The sequence below is a fragment of the Nocardioides sp. YR527 genome (assembly GCF_900101045.1).
Classification (GTDB): Bacteria; Actinomycetota; Actinomycetes; order Propionibacteriales; family Nocardioidaceae; genus Nocardioides.
Genome location: NZ_FNFN01000006.1, coordinates 349393 through 371289, shown reverse-complemented (window position 1 = coordinate 371289; position 21897 = coordinate 349393). Strand labels below are relative to the sequence as shown.

Annotated in this window: 14 protein-coding genes; 1 reads left to right on the top strand and 13 read right to left on the bottom strand. The window is 68.7% G+C overall.

Translation table 11 applies throughout. From position 1 onward, the window contains the following. Positions 1–14: 14 nt before the first annotated feature. From smc to BLT25_RS20025, 13 genes are all read right to left on the bottom strand, one after another. Positions 15–3554, bottom strand: coding sequence for a chromosome segregation protein SMC (gene smc, locus BLT25_RS20085; protein ID WP_091049629.1), 3540 nt, complete (start codon positions 3552–3554; stop codon positions 15–17). Between the two features lie 170 nt (positions 3555–3724). Then, complete coding sequence (locus tag BLT25_RS20080; RefSeq protein ID WP_091049626.1) at positions 3725–4840, bottom strand: polysaccharide pyruvyl transferase family protein; 1116 nt, start codon at positions 4838–4840, stop codon at positions 3725–3727. A 253-nt stretch (positions 4841–5093) separates the two neighbouring features. Further along, positions 5094–5291 carry a hypothetical protein gene (locus BLT25_RS20075; RefSeq protein ID WP_045548398.1) on the bottom strand — a complete coding sequence of 66 codons (198 nt, stop codon included), beginning with the start codon at positions 5289–5291 and terminating at the stop codon, positions 5094–5096. A 181-nt stretch (positions 5292–5472) separates the two neighbouring features. After that, positions 5473–6276 (bottom strand): DUF6576 domain-containing protein, encoded by an 804-nt coding sequence (locus BLT25_RS20070; RefSeq protein WP_091049623.1) that lies wholly within the window; start codon positions 6274–6276, stop codon positions 5473–5475. Positions 6277–6361: 85 nt separating this feature from the next. Next, positions 6362–7537: a glycosyltransferase family 2 protein gene (locus tag BLT25_RS20065; RefSeq protein WP_091049621.1), complete on the bottom strand. Its 1176-nt coding sequence runs from the start codon at positions 7535–7537 to the stop codon at positions 6362–6364. Further along, the gene (locus tag BLT25_RS20060; protein ID WP_176884087.1) at positions 7534–8352 is read right to left on the bottom strand and encodes an FkbM family methyltransferase; all 819 of its coding nucleotides are present in this window, start codon (positions 8350–8352) and stop codon (positions 7534–7536) included. The genes BLT25_RS20065 and BLT25_RS20060 overlap by 4 nt, the downstream gene beginning before the upstream one ends. A 91-nt stretch (positions 8353–8443) precedes the next feature. Beyond that, positions 8444–10555: an acyltransferase family protein gene (locus BLT25_RS20055; RefSeq protein ID WP_143033803.1), complete on the bottom strand. Its 2112-nt coding sequence runs from the start codon at positions 10553–10555 to the stop codon at positions 8444–8446. A gap of 34 nt (positions 10556–10589) precedes the next feature. Next, a complete protein-coding gene (locus BLT25_RS20050) occupies positions 10590–14726 on the bottom strand; it encodes a glycosyltransferase (protein ID WP_091049613.1) in 4137 nt (1378 codons plus the stop codon). Between the two features lie 74 nt (positions 14727–14800). Beyond that, the gene (locus tag BLT25_RS20045; RefSeq protein ID WP_176884085.1) at positions 14801–15853 is read right to left on the bottom strand and encodes a glycosyltransferase family 8 protein; all 1053 of its coding nucleotides are present in this window, start codon (positions 15851–15853) and stop codon (positions 14801–14803) included. A gap of 427 nt (positions 15854–16280) precedes the next feature. Then, positions 16281–17150: a bifunctional DNA-formamidopyrimidine glycosylase/DNA-(apurinic or apyrimidinic site) lyase gene (gene mutM / locus BLT25_RS20040; protein ID WP_091049609.1), complete on the bottom strand. Its 870-nt coding sequence runs from the start codon at positions 17148–17150 to the stop codon at positions 16281–16283. 172 nt (positions 17151–17322) lie between these two features. Then, the gene (gene rnc, locus BLT25_RS20035) at positions 17323–18021 is read right to left on the bottom strand and encodes a ribonuclease III (RefSeq protein WP_091049607.1); all 699 of its coding nucleotides are present in this window, start codon (positions 18019–18021) and stop codon (positions 17323–17325) included. 20 nt (positions 18022–18041) lie between these two features. Further along, entirely contained in the window at positions 18042–18227 is a 186-nt protein-coding gene (gene rpmF / locus BLT25_RS20030; RefSeq protein ID WP_008358292.1) for a 50S ribosomal protein L32, read from the bottom strand. Between the two features lie 69 nt (positions 18228–18296). Further along, a complete protein-coding gene (locus BLT25_RS20025) occupies positions 18297–18851 on the bottom strand; it encodes a YceD family protein (protein ID WP_091049604.1) in 555 nt (184 codons plus the stop codon). 153 nt (positions 18852–19004) lie between these two features. Here BLT25_RS20025 and BLT25_RS20020 point away from each other — a divergent pair, with 153 nt between their 5' ends. Further along, a complete protein-coding gene (locus BLT25_RS20020) occupies positions 19005–21761 on the top strand; it encodes a YfhO family protein (RefSeq protein ID WP_091049601.1) in 2757 nt (918 codons plus the stop codon). The last annotated feature ends 136 nt before the right edge of the window (positions 21762–21897 follow it).

Below are 21897 nucleotides of genomic sequence, written 5' to 3'. Positions count from 1 at the left end.
GGGCGGAGCCTCGGTCAGGCCGGCTGGGCGTCGCGGAGGCGCTGCGAGATGACGGTGGTGACACCGTCGCCGCGCATGGTGACGCCGTAGAGGGCGTCGCCGACCTCCATGGTGCGCTTCTGGTGGGTGATCACCATCAGCTGGGAGTTCTCGCGCAGCTCCTCGTAGATCTCCAGGAGCCGGCCGAGGTTGGTGTCGTCGAGAGCGGCCTCGACCTCGTCGAGGATGTAGAACGGGCTCGGCCGCGCCTTGAAGAGGGAGACCAGGAACGCGACGGCCACCAGGGACCGCTCGCCGCCGGAGAGCAGCGAGAGCCGCTTGACCTTCTTGCCCGGCGGCCGGGCCTCGACCTCGATGCCGGTGGTGAGCATGTTCTCCGGGTCGGTGAGGACCAGGCGGCCCTCACCGCCCGGGAAGAGCCGCGCGAAGACGTGGTCGAAGGCGACGCGTACGTCCTCCCAGGCCTCGGTGAAGACCTGCTCGACCCGGTTGTCGACCTCCTTGACGATGTCGAGGAGGTCCTTGCGGGTCTGCTTGAGGTCCTCGAGCTGCTCGGTGAGGAACTTGTGACGCTCCTCCATCGCGGCGAACTCCTCCAGGGCCAGCGGGTTGACCTTGCCCAGCGCGCGCAGGTTCTTCTCGGCGATCTTGAGCCGCTTGGCCTGCTCGGCTCGGACGTAGGCGATCGGCTCGCGCTCGTTGCCGTCCTCGTCGGGGTGCTGCGGGACCAGCTGGTCGGGGCCGTAGTCCTTCACGATCGCCTCGGCGTCGAGACCGAGCTCCTCGAGGATCCGCTCCTCGAGCTGCTCGATCCGCATCCGCTGCTGGGCGCGGGCCATCTCGTCGCGGTGGACGGAGTTGACCAGCTCCTCGAGCTCCTTGCCGAGGTTGCGCAGCAGCGAGCGGCACTCCCGCAGCGCCTGCTCCCGACCGGCGCGGGACTCCTCGATCTCGGTGCGGGCCCGAGCGGCCTGCTGCACCGAGACCTCCAGACGATCCAGCGCGTACGCCACCGCGGTCCCGACCGCTCGCGCGGCCTCGCCCTCGCGGCGCATCTGCTCGCGCCGGGCGGCCGCCTTGGCACGCTGCTCGCGCTCCTGACGGGCCGCGCGGAGCAGCCCGTCGGCACGGCCGGCCAGCGCGCGGGCGCGCTCCTCAGAGGTACGCAGCGCCAGCCGGGCGTCCATCTCACGCTGTCGTGCGTCGCGGGCCGCCTGGGCCAGCTCCTCGCGGGCGCTGACGTCGGGCTCGTCCTCGGGGTCCTCCTCGGCCATCGCGAGCCGCTCCTCGAGCTCGGCGAGCCCGGCGACGGCGTTCTCGCGGGCCTCCTGAGCCTGGGTGACGGCCGCCAGCAGCCGCTCGGCCTCGCCGCGCGCCGCCCGCGACTGCGCACCGAACTGGCCGAGCTCCTCGGCCACGGCGGCCAGGGTCGCGTCGGACTCGTGCAGCTTGGCCAGCGCGACGTCGACCCGCTTCTGCGCGGCCAGCCGCTCCGACTCCAGGCGGGAGGTCTCGAAGGTGGCCCGCTCGGAGACCGCGTGGGCCTCGGCGAGCTGGGCGGTGGCCTCGTCGACCGCGGCCTGTACCTCGATCAGGCTCGGCACCGACGAGGAGCCGCCGGAGGCGAAGTGGGCGCCGATCAGGTCGCCCTCGCGGGTCACCGCGGTGATCTCCGGCGAGGCCGCGACCAGCGTCTGTGCGGCGGCGAGGTCCTCGACCACCGCCACCTTGTCGAGCAGGCGAGCCACCGCGGGCCGCAGCACCGCCTGGCACTCCACCACGTCCAGGGCGTACGCAGCGCCGGCGGGCAGCGCCGGCCAACCGCCGGTCTCCTCGGGCGAGCCGCCCAGAAGCAGTCCGGCCCGGCCGAGGTCCTCGGTCTTGAGATGCTCGATCGCGCCGATGGCCTCCTCGGAGGAGGAGACGACGACCGCGTCCGACGCACTCCCGAGCGCGGCCGCGACCGCGGCCTCGTAGCCGGAGCGCACCGCCAGCAGCGAGGCGACCGACCCCAGCACCCCCGGGAGGTCGGAGCCGAGCAGCGCACCGGCGCCGTCCTTGCGGTTCAGACCCATCTCCAGGGCGTCCTTGCGGGCTGCCAGCGTGGAGCGGTCCCGGTCGGCCTGCTGAGCCTCAGCCTGCAGCTTGGCGAGTCGCTCCTCGAGGTCCTCGAGCACGGCCGCGGCGGCCTCGTGCTCGGCGTCGAGGCCCTCCTCGCCCGCGTCCAGCCCGGCGACCTTGGTCTCCAGGGCGGTGAAGTCGCGCTGCGCCCGCTCGGCACGCGCCAGCGCCTCCTCGCGAGCAGCGGTCAGGCGCCCCACCTCGTCGTCGGCGGCAGCGGCCCGCGACTTGAGCGCGTTGACCTGACCCGTCAACCGGGCCAGCCCCTCACGACGGTCGGCAGCGGCGCGCTCGAGGCCCTTGACCCGGCGCTCCTCCTCGGCCGCGGCATCCTCGGAAGCCTTGCGGGACTCGACCGCCTCCTCGAGGGAGTAGCGAAGCTCCTCGACCTCGGCGTCGGCCGTCTCCTCCTGCTCGCGGGCCACCTCGGCCTGGGCCTCGAGCTCCTCGGGGTCGCGCCCCTGGCGCACCTCCAGATCCTCGGAGCCGGCCGCGTTGCGCACCCGCTCGGTGGCCAGCGACTGCGTGCCTCGCAGCCGCTCGCGCAGGGAGTTCAGCGCGAACCAGGTCTCCTGTGCCGCGGCCAGCGCCGGCAGGTCCTCGCGCAGCGCCGCCTCCAGGACAGCCTCCTGCTCGCGCCCCTCCGTGATGGTCTCCTCGACCTCGGCGCGCCGGGCCAGCAGCGCGCCCTCGTCGGCGAGCTCCTTGTCGAGCTCGGTCTTGGCGGTGACCAGGTCGTCGGCGTAGATGCGGGCCTTGGCGTCGCGTACGTCCATCTGCACCGTCTGCGCCTGCCGGGCGACCTCCGCCTGGCGGCCGAGCGGCTTGAGCTGGCGGCGGATCTCGACGAGCAGGTCCTGGAGCCGGTCCAGGTTGACCTGCGTGGAGTCGAGCTTGCGCAGCGCCTTCTCCTTGCGCTTGCGGTGCTTGAGGACGCCGGCGGCCTCCTCGATGAAGCCGCGCCGGTCCTCGGGGGTAGCGCGCAGGATCGTGTCGAGCTGGCCTTGGCCGACGATGACGTGCATCTCGCGGCCGATACCGGAGTCACTGAGCAGGTCCTGGACGTCGAGCAGCCGGCATGGTTGGGAGTTGATCGCGTACTCCGAGCCGCCGTTGCGGAACATCGTGCGCGAGATGGTGACCTCGGCGTACTCGATCGGCAGCGCGCCGTCGGTGTTGTCGATCGTCAGGGAGACCTCGGCCCGGCCCAGCGGGGCGCGCCCGGAGGTGCCGGCGAAGATGACGTCCTCCATCTTGCCGCCGCGCAGGCTCTTGGCGCCCTGCTCGCCCATGACCCAGGCGAGCGCGTCGACGACGTTGGACTTGCCCGAGCCGTTGGGGCCGACGATGCAGGTGATCCCCGGTTCGAGCTCGAGGGTCGTGGCGGAGGCGAACGACTTGAAACCCTTCAGCGTCAGACGCTTGAGGTACATCGGCTTCTCCCCCGGCTCAGGACCACGTGGTCGTACACAGTTCGCAACACATCAGCGTGGCTGAGGTGAGCCAGCAAATCTAATCGCCGCTGCCCAGGGGAACCCCAGCGGGTCGAGGATAACCCGCCGGGGCTGTCGATCTGGGGACCTTGCGCCGTCGGTCGAGCCTCTCAGAGACCGAGCGTCTGCTTCACCTCGGCCCGCAGCTCCCGCAGGTGAGCGTCGGCGGCCGTACGCAGCCCCGCGACCGCCTCGGGATCCGGGACGACCCGGTCGGCGAACCTCTCGGCCAGGTCGGCGGCGTCGAAGGCGGAGACGTTGGCCTCCAGCCCGATGCGCTTCATGAAGTTGCGGTTCTTGTTGGTCGCGATCATCACGATCGACGGCACGCCGTACATCGTGGCCACCACCGAGCCGTGGAACTTCATGCTCGCGAACGCGGTGCACTCCCCGATCGTCCGGGTGAGCTCGTCGAGGTCCTCGGTGTAGACGACCTCCTTGCCCGGGATGTCGAGGTCGTCCGCGTTGGACACGTCGCGGCGGCCGACGTCCATCGTGCCGAGGATGAGGTGGCGTACGCGCCAGCCCTCCGCGATCGCCTTGCCGGCCATCTCCTCGATGCGCGAGTAGTCGTCGGGCTCCTCGAGGTTGGGGCGGTAGCGGGTGACCACGCCGAGGATCGGCGCGCCCTCGGGCCTGGACGCCGCGGGAAGGTCGAGCGAGCAGACCATGTCGGGGGCGACCTTGATGTCCAGGTCGGCGGAGATGTTGGCGAGGACCCAGTCGGCGGTCGGCTGGTCGCGGACGCCGATGAACTTCACGTTGGGGTGCTCGAGGAACTTCTTGTGCCGCTCGATGATGTGCGGCTTGATCTCGGTGTTCTGGTAGATCGGCACGCCGATGCCGACCACGAAGACGGGCTTGGCCAGCATCTTGTGGTTGAAGTAGCGCGGGTCGGCCTGCCACGGCTGCAGGATGTCGCCACCACCGATGAGGATCGCGTCGACCTCGTCCACGATCTCGGGCAGCGGCCGGTCGTAGTAGGGCTTGGTCATGTTGTCGGCGAGCACCCGCAGCTCGAACTCCTCGCCGAAGTACTGCTCGTAGACCGACAGGAACAGCTCGTCGCCGTAGTTGCCGGCTCCGAAGAACCCGGCGAGCCCGATGACCGGCTTGCGGCGGCGCCGCTCACGGCGGGCCAACGCCGCCCTGATCTGCTCCTTGAGCGGGTCGGGCAGGCGGCGGGCCGCGGAACGCAGGACCGGGTTCTGACGCAACGAGGACAACGGAGGGCTCCTGGGGGATCACGGTACGGGCCGCCGACGGCGGCGAACCGCGCGAGCGTAGCGACGCCGGGAAGTCCTGGACGCCCGCCGACCGAACCTCAGGTGAACGCTCGGCGACCATCCGCCCCCGGTGGTCGAGCTGCTCGATACCCGAAAAGGTCGAAACCGACCCTGCGTACAGAGTCGGTTCCCCCTGAACGAGGCCAGCCTTGGAAATAGCTCTCGCTCGTGGTGTTGCAGAGTTGCCCGCAGGTCAGGCGGGCTGCATCTCCTGCATCGAGGTGTCCAGGTCGGCGGTGTGAGCCGCGACCAGAGCGTCGTTCTCCGTCTTCAGCGACAGAACGAGATCCTCGAGCTCACGCACACGCGCACGAAGCCGAGCATTCTCGGCCGTGAGGTGGGCGGGAGTCCGCAGGTCGCTGCTCATGTAACCGATCAGCGCCTTCGCCATGAATACGTTTCCTTCGTTGGAATCACTAGAAGTTCCCGCGATACCGGGCCGTCTACAAGAGTGACACCGTAATCGGCGAGCGTCAACGTCGGGCGTCCAAAGCCGGGACTTCCGACCATGCGAGCCAGCGGATTCCACCGCATTTCGGGCAAAACTTGAGCGCATCGCACTCAACTTCGGCTCAGCCGCGGCGGCGGCGCTCACGCAGCTGCATGAGCTCCTTCTTCTCCTTGCTGGTCAGCGAGTCGGCGCCCTCGGCGTGGATCTTGTCGAGGAGCTCGTCCATCCGCTGGTCGTCCTTGGAGACGGTCGAGGACTCCCAGGGACCGGTGACCACGGTCGGGCCGGACTTGCGCTTCTTGGCCTTGGCGGGCTTGGCCGCCTTCGGCTGCCCCGGACCGCCGGCCACCTGTGGGATCCAGGCGAACCGTTCGAGCAGCCCGAACTGGCGCGCCACGAAGGCGTTGACGAAGAGGCCGACGACGAAGACCAGCAGCATCACCCAGCTGCGGTAGCCGAGGTACTGGATCAGCTGGATGCCGACGAGGATCACGCCGAAGAGCCAGGCCGGGATGTTGAACATGAACATCCGGTCGGGCCACTGCGCGATCCACAGCAGCACCACCATCATCTCCAGCATCCCGAGGCCGGCGAGGACGTAGGTCGGGTCCAGCACCGCGCCGAAGAGGACGGCCAGGAACGAGAGCACCGCGGTGAACGCCACCAGCAGCCAGGCGAACCGGACCCGGCCGAGCTCGTTGCGCTCGAGGTCGGAGCCGAAGTACCAGAAGAAGAAGATCGCCAAGACGTCGAAGATGCTGAACTGCGGGTAGGCGAACGGCCAGGTGATCAGCGTCCACAGCTTCAGATCGGCGAGGTTGGGCTGGATCAGGGCCAGCCCGGCCAGCACACCCTGGCCACCCATCACGGCGAACAGGACCAGCCCGACGATGCTCGCGAAGACCACGAGCCACGTCGTGGTCACCCCCAATGAACCGATGTGGAACCAGGGCTCGTGGGGGTAACGACCGCCTGGGGTCAACCGGAAACGTTCTCGCACGGGGCCGAGCCTATCCACGCATTGGTTGCCGCGTCAGCAGGGCACTCCCACCGACCTTCTCGATGTTGCCCAGAACCGGGGGCAGCGCCGGATCGTTGCGCCACGGATGCTGCCGAAATGCCGCCCGCGCGCCGTACCTGTCGATCATCGCGATCAGCGCGACGAGGTCCTCGGCCCGGTTCTGGGCGACCAGCCACGCCATCAGCCGCTGGGCAGGCGGAACCGCGGTCTTCTCGAACGGCACCCCGGCCTCGTACCAGAACTCCAGGACGGCGCCGCGCAGCAGCTTCCAGTAGCGGCTCGGGTCCTCGGTGTCGGGGTGGACTGCCGCGCGGAAGTGCTCCCACATGTCGATCGGCAAGACCTCGACGAGCAGCGTCTCCATGAGCTTCGCCGAGCCGGCCGCGCGTACGAGGTCGATCGTCTGGCGCTTGGTGTCGATCCGCTCGACGAGGTTCGCGATCTGCGCTCGCCGCTGCGTCGCCGAGGACCGGTCGGAGCGGACCTGCCAGTCGTAGACGATCTCCGTGATGACGTCGAAGGAGTCCGCGGCGAGGAACGCCTGGGTGAGCGCGACCTGGTCCTGGTAGCGAGTGCGCTCGGGGAAGGCGATCGCGTTCTCCGTCCAGAACGACCGCCGGAAGATCTTGTTCCACACGAAGATGTCGGCGAGCATCAGCGGTGCGTCCTCGATCCGGCACCTGAGGCGTTCCTCCGCGTGGTTGCGGCGCATCAGCGGCGTCATGAACCTGCGCTCCACCCCACCCTCGTCCGCGACCCGCTCGGCCGCGCCGACCGCGAAGTCCGAACCCGTACGCCGCAGCGACCGCACCATCGCCGACCACGCATCGTGCGGAAGGGTGTCGTCGGGGTCGACGAACGTCAGCAGCTCTCCGGTCGCGGCGTCGATCCCGGTGTGACGCGCTCGTGACACTCCCGAGTTCGGTTGGGTGATGACCGTGACGCGGGACTCCTCCGCGGCCAGTCGCCGCAGGATCTGCGCAGAACCGTCGGTCGAGCCGTCGTCGACGACGATCAACTCGAGCTTCGAGATCTCGGTTCGCGGCTGGGCCAGGATGCTGCGCAGGCTCTTCTCGACGTACGCAGCCACGTTGTAGACCGGCACGACCACACTGAGCGTGGGCCTGCCCCGCAGCAGCCCTCTCACCCGGCGGGCAGCCCTCACTGCGAGAGGCCCTTCTCCGCGGCCGACCGACGGTCCCGCTTCTCGAACTCGCTGATCTGGTCACGGAGCGACCGCTTCAACGAGTTCAGGCGGTAGATCTCCTCGGTCGCCGCCACCAGCGCTGCAACCACCTCTGCCTCCTCGGGTGTCCCCGTGGCGGGGCGGAAGACGTGGGTCGGGGTGAGGTTGTAGGTGCCGGTCTGGGAGTAGCCCATCCGACGCGCCCAGGAGGAGACCTCCTGGTATCCCGCCAGTGTCCCGCACTCGACGTAGAGGAGAGGGCGGTCGCGGGCGATGAGCTCGACCGCGCCGGCGAGCACATCGATCTCGGCCCCTTCGACGTCGATCTTGAGCGCCGCCACCCGGGTCGGGAACTGCTCGTCGTCGAGCGCGACGACCGCGAAGTCGCCCTCGTCGTCCGCGACTGCGACCGACTGCGCCCCCAGGTTCGTCGCATCGAGGTCCGCCAACGTGCCGCGCGCGGACTTCGCGTGGACGCCGACCTCGCGGACGACGACACGGCCGTCGAGCTGGTTGGCCTCGACGCTGGCGTCGATTCCGGCGACCAGCTCGGGATTCGGCTCGTACGCGACGACGTCGAGCCCTCCGACCACCGCCAGGTACAGGGTGTGGTTGCCGATGTTCGCACCGACGTCGACCACGAGCTCTCCTGGCTCGAGAGCAGCGACCATCGCCTCGAGCATCTGCTCCTCGTACGGGCGGCCGGTTCGCACCAGGTTCGACTGGATGTAGTCCGTCGCGGCGTGCGGGACACAGACCGCATAGCTCCGCCCGGCGGCCTCGATCGCCGTCATCTGGGCCGAGGATGTCGTGCTGTCAATCATTCGTGATCACTTTCGCAACGCAAGGATGGGACGCAACCGGTTCCGCGACGCTCGAGGCTTGTCACAAGGCGTCCTCGATGGCGCGGCCCAGGTACGGCGCAAGGGTTCGCGTATAGGTGAGGGTCAGGTGCTCACCGTCGTCACGGTAGACGATGACGTGACCGACGACCGGCCGGCAGAGCCTCGGTTCGCAGTAGAGGTCCGTGAGGTCCACGAGCACCGCGTTGGGGTCGATGGCCACGGCCTCTGCCAGCCCAGAGGGCGGAAGGACCTTTCGGCGCGGCTGCGCACAGGCTGAGGCCGCGTCGAGCAGCTTCGCCTCCACGCAGGCCATCGTTCCTTCCGGCATCGCCGGGTTGTCCTCGATCGCGATCACGGGCACCTTTCGAGGGGCTCGCCGGTGCGCCCACGCGCGGGCCAGCCCGTCAGCGGTCTCGGCGACCGAGGTCGTCACCTCGTCACCGGCCAGGATCGGAGAGGAGTTTCTCGCCTTGGAGGTCAGGATCGCGTCGAGGTCATCGGCCTTCTCGACGTACGCGCTGATGCCACGCCGCCACTCCTGGCACATCCGATGGTCCGCGGTGCTGTTCTTCTGGAGGTCCGACTCCGTCCAGTAGCAGCCGACTCGGCCGGCGACGTCGATCCGCCACCCGAACTCGTGCGCGATGTCCTCATACGCCCCGACCAGCTGGTCGTTGTGGGAGTCGCCGACCGCGAGCAGTCGCCTGCTGTAGCCGGTCTTCGGACCGAGCCGGCACATGACGACGTCACCGGTCCTGGCGGCCGAGCTCGACCAGCACTCTCCTCGGTTCGCCTGGTCTGCTTCGAGGTCGGACGGGTTCGGGACGAGGACGCCGTCCAGGTCGGGGTTCTCGCAGGTCGGATCGGCGAGCTCGGCGGCACCCAGACAGGGCAGGTTTCGGGAGAGCAGGGCGGTTGCCTTACGTTCCGACTCCGCTGCGCTGATCGCCTGCGTTGCCAGCCCCGTAGCCGCGACGGCCAGCACGACCACCATGGCCGCTGCACTCCACAGGCCGACCGATCGCGGCGAACGTCCGCCAAGAAGTCTTGCGGAGAAGCGCACACGGTTCTCCCACTGAGTCGTGCTGAGCCACGCGAGCGGGAAGGTCACGCAGAGGATCAGCAGCTTCGTCCCCACGTTCAGCGGCGCACCGCTGATGTACGGCACCAGGATGATGAGCGGCCAGTGCCAGAGGTAGATGGCGTACGAGGTGTCTCCGACGACGGACACAGGCCGCCACGACCCGATGCGGGCGAGGAACGTACCCCGGCCGAGCCAGATGGCGAGTGCGGCGCCGCTCACCGGAACCAGGGCGGCGACCCCTGGAAATGGCGTGCCGCTGGTGAAGCGCGTCGCCGCCGCCGCGATCAGAGCAAGGCCCAGCGCCACCCCCAGAGCGCGCGCCCTCCTCGAGGCGACCATCGGCAACAACCCGATGAGAACTCCGGCGGCGAACTCCCAGGCCCGGGTGAAGGTGGAGAAGTAGGCCTCCGGGGTGTTCGCAGTGAGCCAGACGCCGTAGGTGAAGGAGGCGCAGGCGATGAGTGCGAACAGCGATCCGGCGAGTCGCCGGGTCGTGACGTACGACCCGGGGCCGATCAACCGGGAGAGCACCACCACGAAGAGCAGCAGGAGCGGCGTGAACGCGTAGAACTGCTCCTCGACGGAGAGACTCCAGAAGTGCTGGACCGGGGAAGGCTTGTTGTCGGCGGCGAGGTAGTCCACGCTCGCCCAGGCGAGCCGCCAGTTCTCGACGTAAAGGCTCGACGCGGCGGTCTCGGTCAGGAACTGCGACCAGAGACTTCTCGGCACCCAGACGAAGGTCGCGACGGCGCTCACCAGCAGGACGAGGAGCGACGCCGGCAGAAGCCGTTTCGCTCGCCGGGCCCAGAACGCGCCCAGGCGAATGCGACCGGTCGTCTCCATCTCCCGGAGGAGGTGACTCCCGATGAGGAACCCGGAGATGACGAAGAACACGTCCACACCGACGTACCCGCCGCTCAGCCGGCCTGGAGCGAGGTGGTAGGCGAACACGGAGAGGACCGCGATCGCGCGCAGCGCCTGGATGTCCGGCCGGAACGCACCTGCCTGCGCCTGCGCGCTCGATGTCGTACGGGCATCGGCCGACCGCGGGCTCGTCACCGTCGTCATGAAGCTCACTCGTCCACGTGCATCGTCATGGCCGTCACAGAAGCGGCGCCGTGTCGACGTCGTCCGGGCCGATCACGCGACCGTCGTCCGCGACACCTCGGATGCGCTGCAGGAGGGCGTCGCGGGAGACCCCCACGCCCTGCTCGAGGTGGCCGAGCACCTTGTCCAGGACGAGGTCGTTGTTGCCCTGGAACGCGTTGCGGCGCCACAGGGCGACGGTCTGGGCCTCCTGGATCTGCTGGTAGCCGGCACGCTCGCGCGGCATCCAGACCGGGTAGCCGTTGGCGGTCGCCATCGCCTTGAGCCACAGGTCGTCGGCGTACAGCGCGGTCTCGGAGAGCGCCTCGAGGTCGAAGGTCGCAGCAGGCAGCGAGTGCGGCGGGTAGAGCACCCCGCCGATCCCCGTCGGCAGGAGCTGGTAGCTCGCCTTGCCACGCAGGTAGTTGCAGTCGTAGACCCAGCCGTCGTAGGAACGAAGGGTGCCGTCGGGCCGGAACATGGCCAGGTTGGCCCGCTGACAGATGATGGCCCGCGGGTTCGCCAGGTGGCCCTCGTACAGGGTCTCGACGAGGTTCTCGTCGTAGACGACGTCGTCGTCGACGGTGACGACGAGTGCGTCGGGATACTCCTGCACGGCGTAGAAGTACTTCTTGTGCGGCGCGATGTCGCCGTCCACCCAGCGGATCCGGAAGCAGTCGTCCTGACGTTCCAGGACCTCGCTCGGGACGTCGGCCTCTCGGTTGGGGAAGTTCTCCGTGGAGAGCCACAGGAGCACCTTGTCGGGCCGCTTCGTCTGCTCCAGCAGGGAGTCGATGCACTGGCCGATGGTGAGCATCCGGTGAGGAATCGAGGTCAGCGACACCACCACGTCCCGGGTGGCTGAAGGAGCTCCTCCACGGCGTCGCGCGGCCTTCGAGGTGACCGGCTGGATCCTGCGGCCGGAACCAGCGGCGATCCGGCGCTCGAAGAGGGCTCCCAGGTCCTTGGTGTAGGCATCCATGCTGGCCCGCTGGTCGTACGCCCTGCGGGACGCGCGGCCCATCGCCTCGAGCGTCGAGGAGTCCTTGTCCATCATGGCCATGAAGGCGGCGCGCAGCGACATCACGTCGCCGGTGTCGACCACCAGGCCGTTCGCGTCGCCGACCATGTACTTGGCGCCGACGTTCTCCGTCACGATCAAGGGCTTGGACAGCATCGCTCCCTCGAGCGCCACCAAGGAGCACGACTCATCGCGCGAGGCGACGACCACGGTGTCCATCTGTGAGAGGAGCTCGATCTTCTCTCGCTCCTCGGAGATCACACCGTGGTAGTGGATGTTCTCCTCCTCTGCGATCTGGCCGAACACGTAGGAGCTGACCGAGGTGCCGCTGTTGATGAACCCACCGGCGAAGTGCAGCTCCGCGCGAGCCCGGTACTCCTCCGGCATGGCCTTGTAGGCGGCGATGAAGACGTCGTATCCCTTGCGGTGCTCGATGGTGCCGAGCTGGACGAACTTGAACCGGCCGCCGGCGGCGATCTCGTACGGCTGGGCGTACTCCGAGACGTCCACGACGCTGTTGCGCACCACCTCGACGGGGCCTTCGGCGTGCTCCGCGACGGCCGCGGCGGCGTACTCGCTGACCACGCAGATGCTGCGGCTCTGGCGGAGCGTCTCCTGGCGCTCCGGGGCCGCGGCGAAGAAGTCAGGCAGGTTGGTCGCCTCACGGACGTACCAGACGAGCGGGATCCGACCCTCCAGGGCGCGCACGTAGTCGTCCGTCGCCACCGTGTTGCACACGACGAGCTCGACACCGCTCTCGATGAGCTTGTTGATCCGCTTCGGACCCAGCTGGCCGGCACGCATCACCTTCACGGAGATGCCGATAGCTGCGAACTCCTTCGAGAAGGGGCCGGGCTTCGCGGTCCAGACCACCGGCTCGTACCCCAGGGACATCGCCACCGTGCACATCCGGTGCAGGCTTCGGGGCGTGCCGGTGTAGGTCATCTCGGGCGACACGAACACGATGCGCCGCGAACGCGAGACCGGAGCGGAGTCCTCCGACGCGGCAGCAGGCTCGAGGGCCTGGATCGGTCCACCGAGGTCGAACAGGTCACCGAATCGTTCGGTGTGCGTCTCCTCGCCGAACAAGGCTGGGGTGGCGTCGTAGAGGAAGTCCTTGTAGACCTCGTGGGAGTACGACTCGTTCTCGATCGCCGCCTTCAACGGGTTGAACGCAACGTAGGCAGAGATCGGGCGGATGTCCCGGTAGCCCTTGGAACGGTTCACGTACGCCTCGACGAAGTCGACGATCCCGCGCTGCATCTCGGTGATCTGCTCGACGTTGCGCGGAGCGTTGTTCCCACGGAGGGCGACAGCCCGGCCTTTCTCGAACCCGTAGCCGACAACGCTGGAGGCGACCTCGGTGAACAGGTACTCGAGCGGGTGGTGCAGCAGGTCCGTCTTGCGCGCCGCCTTCGGCCCACCCGGCATCATGAACCTCGCCAGGTCCAGATTCGCCAGCGGCGAGTAGGCATAGGCGCTGATGAAGCCGTCCGAGACCATGTCGGTGACCTGTTCCGTGCGGCTCGTGCACATCAGCGCGCCGTGGACCTCGAGAGCGCGGTCAGCCAACGCGGTGCCGAAGAAGTGCCGAAGGGCGGTGATGCAGGTGCCGCTCCAGCCGATGTCGACGACCAGAACCCGCTCGGCATCGCCGACGGCCGCACCGAAGTACTCCTTCGCCGCGTCGATGCTGGTGCGGTTGTGCTCCTCGATGACCTGCTTGTGGTCCCAGAAGAACTGCTCCAGACGTCGCCGGGTGGCGCTGGCGGGGAAGAGGAACCGCTCGATGTCTGCCTTGTCGAGGTACGGCAGCAGGTAGTCGAACCCCGTGTCGATCAGGAGCTGCTCGATGGTCTTGGTGTTGTTGGACTCCTTGAACCAGCGGAAGAAGGAGCGCCCGACGAAGTCGTCGAAGTTCAGGTCGAGGGTGATCCCGGCGGCCGCGTAGCGGGAGATGTCGATGTAGACGCCGTCCGCGCTGCCGTAGAAGCGGTCGTAGACGCGCGAGATCACGTCACAGTCGCGCCCGCAGAACAGGATCCGGTCGATGCCCTTCTCGCGTACGACCGACTCGAGGAACTCACAGAATCCGGCGGCCAGAACACCGCCGACGCGGTAGCCGTGCGTGTAGTGCAGGCCCTCGGTCCAGATGCCGGACGCGATCGAGTTGTTGAGGGTCGCGCCGTAGAAGCTGCCGGCCAGCGTCTCCATGTACGGCTCCCGAACGAGGCGCCGCTGGTCCTGGTTGTACACAGCCGGAAGACCGACGCGCTCGGACTGCTCGACGTCTGCCTCGAGATTGTCGCCGACGTGGACGATCGACGTCTCGCTGCCGTAGTACTCCAGGAGAACCTGCTGCAGCGTGCCGTCGCCCTTACGGCGAAGGTACTCGTTCGACAGGTAGATCTTCTCGTAGCCCACGTATCCGTTGCGTACGAGCATCTCCTCGATGACCTCCCGCGAGAGGTACATGTCGGAGGTGAACACGATGGTCTTGCCCTGGGCGAGGAGCCGATCGAAGACCTCCTTGATGTACGGGTTCGCTTCGGCCAGCTCGATCTCGAGGTCCTGCTCCAGCACCTCCCACCCCGGGTCGGCGCCGTAACGGTCCTCCATCACGGCATAGATCTCGCGGAGGGTGACCTCGCGGGACCCCTTGTGGTTGTCGTTCTCCCGACGCGCGTGATCCTCCGCCTGCTTGCGGATGCTCGGGAACCGGTCGATGCCGAGCCTCGAGCCCAGGATCCGGAAGACATCCTTCGGGAACTCCACCGCTCGGTAGAGCGCCGTGTCGAAGACGTCGAAGGAGACCACGTCGTACGCGGCCAGGGTCTCGACCATCTCCTCGACGCTGAGCCGCTCAACGCTGTCGGGGCTGAGATAGTACGGCCGCCCGGCCTCTGGCTCGTCGCCCGCAGGCTCGCCCAGTCGAGCGCGTAGACGCTCGATCTTCGCGTTCAGACCCGACTGTCGGTCCAGGAGCCGGGTGTAGCGGGACAGGACCGGGCCACCGCTCGTCGGACGACCGAACAGCACCAGCTTGTGTTCGCCGTCCACTTCCGCGACGCGCACCATCCGATGACGCAGCCCGAGCTTGTTGGTCGGCTGCTCGCCCATACCGGCAGGCATGGTTCCTCCTTGTGTTTCTGGGGTGACGACAGTGCGGACGGACCCGCGGTTGGTCCGGTTACGATCGAGCCGGCTCACGGCTGCGGCGAGCGGACATCTCGCTTGAGCGAGTTGCGGATGACGCGAGGTCCAGACGTCATCAGCGACCCGATCCGGAAGGACACCGAGCCGCGGGTGTCGGCGAGCTCCTGATCACGGCCCTGGAGCTCCTGCTCGAGGTTCACCACCCGACTTCTCAGCCGCTTGCGGACGGCCGAGGTCGTCCCGGCTCCCTCGGAGACCGCGTCGGCGAGATAGGTAGCCACGATCTCGGCACACATCGGGCTCATGGCCGCGTACCGCCACCATCGTTCCGCGAAGTCGGCCGAGACATCCATCCACGGCTTGCGCTTGTCCGCGAAGTGGATGATGACCGGCGAGCTCATCGCCTCGTCGTACTCGTCGCGGGACCAGACCCGCTGGACGGCCGGTCTGCTCCAGAACTCCTCGACGTTCTTGGGGCCGTACTTCGTCATCAGGTTGAAGCGGAGCGGAAGATGGCGGAGGCCGTCGTAGCAGACGATGTTGATGATGTCCTGATCGTCGGAGTCGAACTCCTTCGCGGAGAGCTCGAGGAACTCCTCGACCAGGCCGTCGGCACGCATCTTCTCCAGGTTCATCACCATGACACCGGAGTTGACGTAGCGGTCGAAGGACGGGAGGCCCATCGCCCGGGCCGCCTCCGCCGAGCGGAGGTGGTAGACGGCAGCCGGCACCGCGGCGACGTAGACGTCACGCACGTCCTGCCCGTAGAGGGAGGACAGATCGCTCTCGATGATGGTGTCGACGTCGAGGTAGATGATCTTGTCGACGTCGGGGAAGAGGTCAGGCAGCTTGAGCCGGAAGTACGCAGGCGCCGTCAGGTGCGAGGTGCTGACCTTGACGTCGGCGAAGCCGTCCACGACGACGAACGTGATCGTGTTGCCCGGGTAGCGACTCTCGAAGCTGAGGATCTGGTCGCGGACGCCTGCCGGGTACTCCTCGGCCACCAGGATCTTCAGGTCGTATCTGGTGTCGGTCCCGGAGTTCTCCAACAGCGACGTGATCGCCACCGACATGGGCTTGGCGTAGTTGAGGTCGGCGGCCATGGCCACCGGGATCGTCCGGGTCCGCTCGGCCTGAGCGTTGGCTGCACGGGGGTGCGGTAAGTCCAGATCCTGCGTGCGCGTTGTGGGCGCATGATCGGATACGGCGAGCTTGTGGGGAGCCACCTGTTGTCCTTGTCGAGCTTGACCACCCCGAGGGCAGGGCATGGTGGTTCACGCCCGTGCCGGTATGGGTCGGCCGTGGTTTGTCTTCCCCGAGATCCGGATGGCCACGTCGCCACCCGTCAAACCGCCGGCCCGAACGCGGCGGTGCGTCGTCTGCCGGTGCAGAGCTGCACCCAGGACGAACGACCGAGAGACTAACCCAACCGATTCCGGTTCACTTAACTTTCGCCGGCGATTTTCGGAAGCGTCACAGTGCTGAAATACTCGCGGACCCGAAGGGGCCGTGAGCAATAGCCCAGGTGGACTATTTCGCCGGGATTCTCCGGGCTCGCGGTGCCGGCTGGCAGGTGGGGCAGAAGTAGGAGGAGCGGTTCATGAAGGCGATGCGGCGCATCGGGGAACCGCACCGGTCGCAGGGCTCGCCCTCACGTCCGTACGCAGCCAGCGAACGCTCGAAGTAGCCCGACTCGCCGTTCACGTTGACGTAGAGCGCGTCGAAAGAGGTGCCGCCCTGGGCCAGCGCCTCGGTCATCACGTCGCGTACGTGGCCGAGCAGCTCGCGCACCTTCGGGCCGGTCAGCCGGTCCCCCGGCCGTTCGCCGTGCAGCTTGGCGCGCCAGAGGGCCTCGTCGGCGTAGATGTTGCCGACGCCGCTGATCACGGTCTGGTTGAGCAGGATCCGCTTGATGCCGCTGGCCGATCGCCGGACCCGCCGCACGACCGCCTCCGCGTCGAAGGCGGCCTCGAGCGGGTCGGGGGCGATGTGGACGATCTCGGGTGGGAGGTCGGCTCCCCCGGGGCTGATCGAGAGGCCGCCGAACATGCGCTGGTCGACGAAGCGGAGCTCGCGACCCTCCGCGGCCCCTTCGAGGCGGATGCGGACGCGCAGGTGCCGTTCGTCGGGAGATGCCGGCGGCTGGACGAGGATCTGGCCGCTCATGCCGAGGTGGGCCATGAGTGCGTCACCGGAGTCCAGCGGCAGCCACAGGTACTTGCCGCGGCGGCGAGCACCGACGAGCACGCGGCCCTTCAGCTCGTCGGCGAAGGCCGAGGCACCGGCGAGATGGCGGCGTACGGGTCTGGGGTGCAGGACCTCGACGGCGATGATCCTCGCGCCGAGAACGTGGCGCTCGAGGCCGGCGCGTACGACCTCGACCTCGGGGAGCTCTGGCATAGGGCGTGTCCTTCAATCCGGCGTCGAGTTGAGCGTCGTCCAGCGCGTGCACTGGCAAGGCGGAGGAGGGAGGCGGCCCGGGGTTGGCCGTCGACCGACGACAACGCCGCCAGGGCGCGGGATGGGCGGCGCTCGGCCGGCGTGCCCGGATTGGAGGACACGCCCGTGGACCTCAGGCGGACGAGGCTGCGGCGGCTTGGATCTCGCCGTAGGCCGTCTCCGCGGCGGCCTGCTCGGCCTCCTTCTTGGAGCGGCCGACGCCGTTGCCGTAGAGCTGCTCGCCGACCCGGACCTTCGCGGTGAAGGTCTTCATGTGGTCGGGGCCCTCGTCGGTGATGACGTATTCGGGCACACCGAGAGCACGCTCGGCTGCGAGCTCCTGCAGGGACGTCTTCCAGTCGAGCCCGGCACCGAGGTCGGAGGCCGCCTCGATGAGGGGATCGAAGAGTCGGTGGACGAGGACGGTGGAGACCTCGATGCCACCGGAGAGGTGGACCGCTCCGATCACCGCTTCCACGGTGTCGGAGACGATCGACGCCTTCTCGCGCCCACCGGTGGCCTCCTCGCCACGGCCCAGCTTGATGTGCTGGCCGAGGCCGATGGCCTGACCGACCTCGGCCAGGGCGCGGGCGTTCACAACTGCCGCCCGCAACTTGGCCAGCTTGCCCTCGGGCAGGTCGGGGTGGGTGCGATAGAGGGTCTCGGTGACCACGACGCCGAGCACCGAGTCGCCCAGGAACTCCAGGCGCTCGTTGGTGGGCAGGCCACCGTTCTCGTAGGCGTAGGACCGATGTGTCAGCGAACGCTCAAGCAGCTCGGGGTCCAGAATCGGATCCCCGAGCGCTTTGCGAAGCTCGGCGTAGTTGGTCAGGAGACTAACCGCGTGTCAGATCAGAGGACCTGGCGACGCTCGGCGCGAGCGCCGTACTGGCCGCACTCGCCGCACGCACGGTGCGGGATGTGCTTGGCGCCGCAGGCGGGGTTCGCGCACGTCACCAGGGTCGGCGCAACGGCCTTCCAGGCCGAGCGGCGGTGGCGGGTGTTGCTGCGCGACATCTTCCGCTTCGGAACAGCCACTGTTATCTCCTCATAATTCGACCGGCCGGATCTCGGCCGGCTACTGAAAGCCTATTTGCTGGGTAAACCCTAGTTGCTGGGCTCATCATTCAGCGAAGTCAGCCCCGCCCAGCGCGGGTCGATCTTCTCGCCGTGGTCGTGCCCGGGCTCGTCCGCGAGCCGCACCCCGCACTCGGGGCACAGTCCGGGACAGTCGTCCTGGCACATCGGCTGGAACGGCAGCGCGAGCACCACCGCATCCCTGAGCACCGGCTCGAGGTCGATCAGGTCGCCCTCGGTCCGGCTGGTCTCGTCGTCCTCATCAGGGGCCTGGCCGTCACGAGAGTCGTCGTAGACGTACAGCTCCTGGATGTCGACCTCGGCTTCGTCCTCGATCGGCTCCAGGCACCGCACGCACTCGCCCTCGAGGCCGGCGATAGCCGTCCCCGTGACCAGCACACCCTCCATGACCGCCTCGAGCCGCAGGTCGAACTCGACCGGCGAACCCTCGGGGACGATGAGGACTTCGATACCAAGATCTGCCGGCGCCGGCACCGTCAGCTCCACGTGACGCTCGGACCCCGGACGTCGGCCGAGCTCGCGTGTATCGAGCACGAGCGGCGCTCTCGGGTCCAGCGCAGTCATGTTTCACTTCCGGATGAGGGCACGACAGATCAGATGAGATCTTACCGGGACCGGACGGCGGCGACCAAAAGGCCGGTCACCACACCGGCCACGAACGCGAGACCGGCGCGCGCTACCGGCGTCCGTTCCCGACTACTCATAGATTTCCAGATTGTGATCCCATCCGATCGGTGGCGCTCCGGCGTCGTACTCGCGCTTCTTCTCCTCTTCGTGGCGGTGACCTTCGGTCCCGCGCTGGTGGGTCAGGGGATGCTGCTGGACACCGGATGGCTGCACGCGATGATGCCGTACGCCGCCGACGGGCCGATCCCGCAAGGGACCCTGTGGTGCCGCGGCGACACCTGGGACTACTACCTGCCCGGCGTCGAGAACATCGTCGAGGGCGTACGCCACGGCAACTGGCAGACCTGGGCGCCCTACGAGGTGGGTGGCGCACCGCTGGCCTCGCTGCCGAACCACGCGGTGCTGAGCCCGGTCTCGTGGCCCTACTGGGTGATGCCGATGTGGCTGGCGCCCGCCTGGGTGAAGCTCACCGAGCTGGTGCTGGTGCTGGCCGGGATGGTGCTGTTCCTCGGTCGGCTCGGGGTGCGGCGCAGCATCGCGCTGGTCGCCGGGCTGGTCTTCTTCACCTCCGGGTTCATGATGATGTGGACCAACTGGCCGCACACCAAGGTCGCCTGCCTGATCCCGCTGCTGCTGTGGGCCCTGGACCGCGCGGTGCGCGAGCGCGGCGTGCGCGACCTGGCCGCCGTCGGCCTGGTCGTCGCGGCGATGCTGCTCGGCGGGTTCCCGGCGGTGACGATGTTCGCGCTGACCCTGGGTGGGATCTACGTGGTCGTACGAGCGCTCGCGCTCCGCGACCTGCGGCGCACGCTGGTCGCGGGCGGTGTCGCCGCCGGTGGCGTCGTGCTCGGGGTCGCGCTCTCCGCGGTCCAGGTGCTCCCCTTCGCGCTCAACATGAGCGCTCTCGGGCTCGACGGGCGGGCTCCCAACCAGGTCAAGCCGGCCAGTCTCGTCCTGACGACGGTGGCTCCCGACGTCTACGGCACCTGCGTCGACGGGCTCTGGTTCGGCGAGGACAACCCGATCGAGTCGATCTCCTTCATCGGCGTCGCGGCGCTGATCCTGGTCCTGTGCGCCCTGGTCGTCCGGCTCCCCGCCGGTCGCCGCCCCTCGACGCCGGCCCTGCTCGCGGTCGTCCTGGTCGCGGTCGTCTGGCTGCTGTGGATCGGCGGCCTGCCGCTCGAGCTGCTCCAGAAGCTGCCCGGCTACAGCTCCAACAGCTTCGGGCGGGCGAACTCGATCTTCGGGTTCCTGTGTGCGGTGCTGGCCGGGATCGGGCTGGAGCGCCTCGTCCAGCGGGCCGAGGCGTCTCCTGACGGGGAGGGTCGGTCCCGGCGTCCGCGTCTGGTGGTGTCGCTGGTCGTGCTGCTGGTGGCCGTGGGGGTGGCTGCGTACTTCCTGTATGCGGCGTACGCCTACATCGACGGCGCCCCGCGGCCGATCCCCGACGTCGCCGCGAAGCTGCGGGTGCCGGCGCTGCTGGGAGTGGCCTCGGTCCTGGCGGTGGCGGCGACGCTGCTGCTGCGGGGTCGGTTGCGGCTGCTGGGGCCGCTGGTGCTCGTGCTGGCGGTGCTCGCACAGAGCACGATGTTCGCGCGCGAGGTGCTGCCGCTGACCGACCGCGAAGACTTCTACCCGGTCACCCCTGCCCACGAGTTCCTGAAGGAGAACCTCGGAGCGGAGCGCTACGGCGCCTCCGGCTGGGAGCACTCGGCCGTCGCCGACCACTACCGGCTGCGTACGCCGACGGGCCACGAGTTCACCTCGCCCGAGTGGAAGGCCCTGATCGCCGCGGTCAGCCCGGATGCCCAGCTGTCCCCGACCTACACCGACTTCCCCGCCAACGTGCCCTCGCCGGGGCGTCAGCCGGTGCTCGACCAGCTCTCGGTCCGCTACTGGGTGACCCAGCCGCTGGAGGTCATCGGCGTCACCGAGCCGACGCCGGTGCCGGTCGAGCAGCGGCAGCCGCTGACCGTGATGCCGGGCCAGGAGGCGACGTGCCAGGTTCCGCCGGGCGACCTGCGCGGGATCGAGGTCACCGTGCCGGACGGTCTGAGGCCGCGGACGCAGAGGCCGACTGTCGTGCGGGTGAGCGTCGGGGCCGGCGCCGAGAAGGTCACCTCCGAGCGGGCCATCGCTGTGAACCGGCCGCTCAAGCGCGGCGAGAAGCTGCGCGTCGCCGTACCCGACCACCGCTTCACCGCCGGACCGGTGCCGGTCACCATCTCGTTCTCGGGGAAGCGGAAGCCCGTCCAGCTGGCCGGCCGCACCGACGGTTCCGCGGTCTGCGCCGCGGTCCGGCCGGAGCAGGGCGACGGCCTCAGGGTCGTGCACGCCTCGGCCGGCGCGATCGTCTACGAACGTGCGAGCGCCCTGCCCCGGATCCGCTGGGCCGGCACCAGCGAGGTCGTCACCGACGGGGCCACGCGAGTGCGGCGACTGGCCGAGGGCGTCGAGCCCGGCACGGTGCTCCTCGACGACGACTCGACGCCGGCCGCATCCGGTTCGACCGCCCAGATCGACGTACGCCGCGACGAGGCCGAGACGATCTCGGCCGAGGTCACCGCGGACGGAGCCGGCTACCTCGTCGTCGCCGACTCGATCGCCCGCCCGGGCTGGTCGGCGACGGTCGACGGCCGACCGGTGGACCTGGTTCCCGGCAACCACGCCTTCGCCGCCGTGCCCGTCCCCGACGGAACCCACACGGTCACGCTGACCTACGAGGCTCCGGGGCTGCGTACGGGCGCCGTGGTCTCGTTCCTCGGCGCCCTGGTGACGCTGGCTCTGCTGCTCGTTCCTCGGGTGCTGGACCGGCGCCGTGGCAGACGCCGCGTGGACCTCTCCTGAACGCCAGGTTTCCCTAGCACATACGCCTGATGACACCCGCGAGGGGGCGTGGGGCCGCGGAATCCACGCGGTAATGTGGCAGCTCGGAAGCCCCTCACCTGCCCCGAATCCGTTCGGTCCCACTACCTGTCCTGAG